Genomic DNA, 2,053 nt, shown 5'->3' with positions numbered 1-2,053 from the left:
CTGGAGCGCGCGGTCGAGCACATAGGCCGCCATGGCGCGGGTCTCGGCCTTCGCCACCTCGTCCTCGCCCATGAGGACCGGCTTGATGAGCTCCAGATACCAGTCGCAGTAGATGTGCCAGATGAAGTGATAGATGGCTCCCGCCGCATCGTTGAAACGGAAGGCTCCAGGGCCTCGGTGACGGCGGCCGTGGCGCGCTCGGCCTCGCCCGCGATCCAGCGATTGACGGTTGTTTGCGCGCTCGCCGGATCGAAATCGGCGCGCGGCACGCAGTCATTCATCATGGCGAAGCGCGAGGCGTTCCACAGCTTGGTCGCGAAATTGCGATAGCCCTCGACGCGGGCGCCGGCGAGCTTGATGTCTCGGCCCTGCGCGGCCATGGCCGCCAGGGTGAAGCGCAAGGCATCGGCGCCATAAGTGTCGATCAGCTCCAGGGGATCGATGACGTTCCCCTTCGACTTCGACATCTTCTGGCCCTTCTCGTCGCGGACCAGCGCGTGGATGTAGACGTCGCGGAACGGCACCTCATCCATAAAGTGCATGCCCATCATCATCATGCGGGCGATCCAGAAGAAGATGATGTCGAAGCCGGTGACGAGCACGTCGGTCGGGTAATAGCGCGCGAGCTCGGGCGTCTTGTCCGGCCAGCCCAGCGTGGAGAACGGCCACAGCGCGGAGGAGAACCAGGTGTCGAGCACGTCCTCGTCGCGCTTCAGCGTCTCGTCCTTGCCGTAATGCTGTTTGGCTTGCGCCTTGGCGTCCGCCTCGGTCTCGGCCACGAAGACCGTGCCGTCGGGCCCATACCAAGCGGGAATGCGGTGGCCCCACCAGAGCTGGCGCGAGATGCACCAAGGCTGGATGTTCTCCATCCAGTGGAAATACGTGTTCTCCCAAGTCTTGGGCACGAAGGTGGTGCGGCCGCGCTTGACCGCCTCGATGGCGGGCTTGGCCAGGGTCGCGGCATCGACGTACCACTGGTCGGTGAGATAGGGCTCGATGACGGCGCCGGAGCGGTCGCCATGGGGCACGGAGTGGACGTAGTCCTCGATCTTCTCCAGGAGGCCCTCCGACTCCAGGCGATCGACAATCATCTTGCGTGCGGCGAAGCGGAACACGCCGTTGAATTCGAGAATCGTTGCATGGAGTTGGGGCGTCAGCTCCACCCCTTGCGTGAACTCGGGGTTCGGATGCAGCAGCAATTGCGCATCCTGGCTCAGCACATTGATCATGGGCAGGCCATGACGCTTGCCGACCTCGAAGTCGTTGAAGTCGTGGGCAGGCGTGATCTTCACCGCGCCGGACCCTTTTTCCGGGTCGGAGTATTCGTCGGCAATGATGGGAATGCGCCGGCCGACGATGGGCAGGACGACGTTCTTGCCGACAAGGGCCTTGTAGCGCTCGTCGCCCGGATGCACGGCGACGGCCGTGTCGCCCAGCATGGTCTCCGGCCGGGTGGTGGCGACCACGATGAAGGTCGAGGGGTCTTCCGGATCGAAGGCGACGCCCTCGATGGGATAGCGCAGATGCCACAGATGTCCGCTGGTCTCGATCTGCTCGACTTCGAGATCGGAGATGGCGGTGAGCAGCTCGGGATCCCAGTTGACGAGGCGCTTGTCCTTGTAGATGAGGCCGGCGCGGTGCAGCTCGACGAAGACCTTGTGCACCGCCTTCGATAACCCGTCGTCCATGGTGAAGCGCAAGCGCGACCAATCGCAGGAGCAGCCGAGCCGCTTCAACTGACCGACGATGGTGTTACCGGACTCTTCTTTCCACTGCCAGATGCGCTTGATGAACTTCTCGCGGCCGAGCGCGCGGCGGTTCGGCTCCTGCCGCTCCATCAATTGGCGCTCGACGACCATCTGCGTGGCGATGCCCGCATGGTCGGTGCCGGGCTGCCACAGCACGTCGCGGCCGCGCATGCGCTCGAAGCGCACCAGCACGTCTTGCAGCGTGTTGTTGAGCGCATGGCCCATATGGAGCGAGCCGGTGACGTTCGGCGGCGGGATGACGATGGCGAACGGGCGCGCGCCCTCGCGATCGCCGCGGCCGGCGG

At 64.6% G+C, this 2,053-nt stretch carries 1 protein-coding gene and 1 pseudogene; both read right to left on the bottom strand.

Annotated features, from left to right (window positions below; genetic code table 11):
• Positions 1-114 (bottom strand): hypothetical protein (locus AUC71_RS22875; protein WP_425283403.1); only part of this gene is annotated, 114 nt, incomplete at its 3' end.
• Positions 115-224: 110 nt separating this feature from the next.
• Positions 225-2,053, bottom strand: a pseudogene (locus tag AUC71_RS15625) (valine--tRNA ligase); the annotation flags it as partial.

The organism is Methyloceanibacter marginalis, assembly GCF_001723295.1.
Taxonomy (GTDB): Bacteria; Pseudomonadota; Alphaproteobacteria; order Rhizobiales; family Methyloligellaceae; genus Methyloceanibacter; species Methyloceanibacter marginalis.
This window is presented reverse-complemented; position numbering and strand designations above follow the sequence as displayed.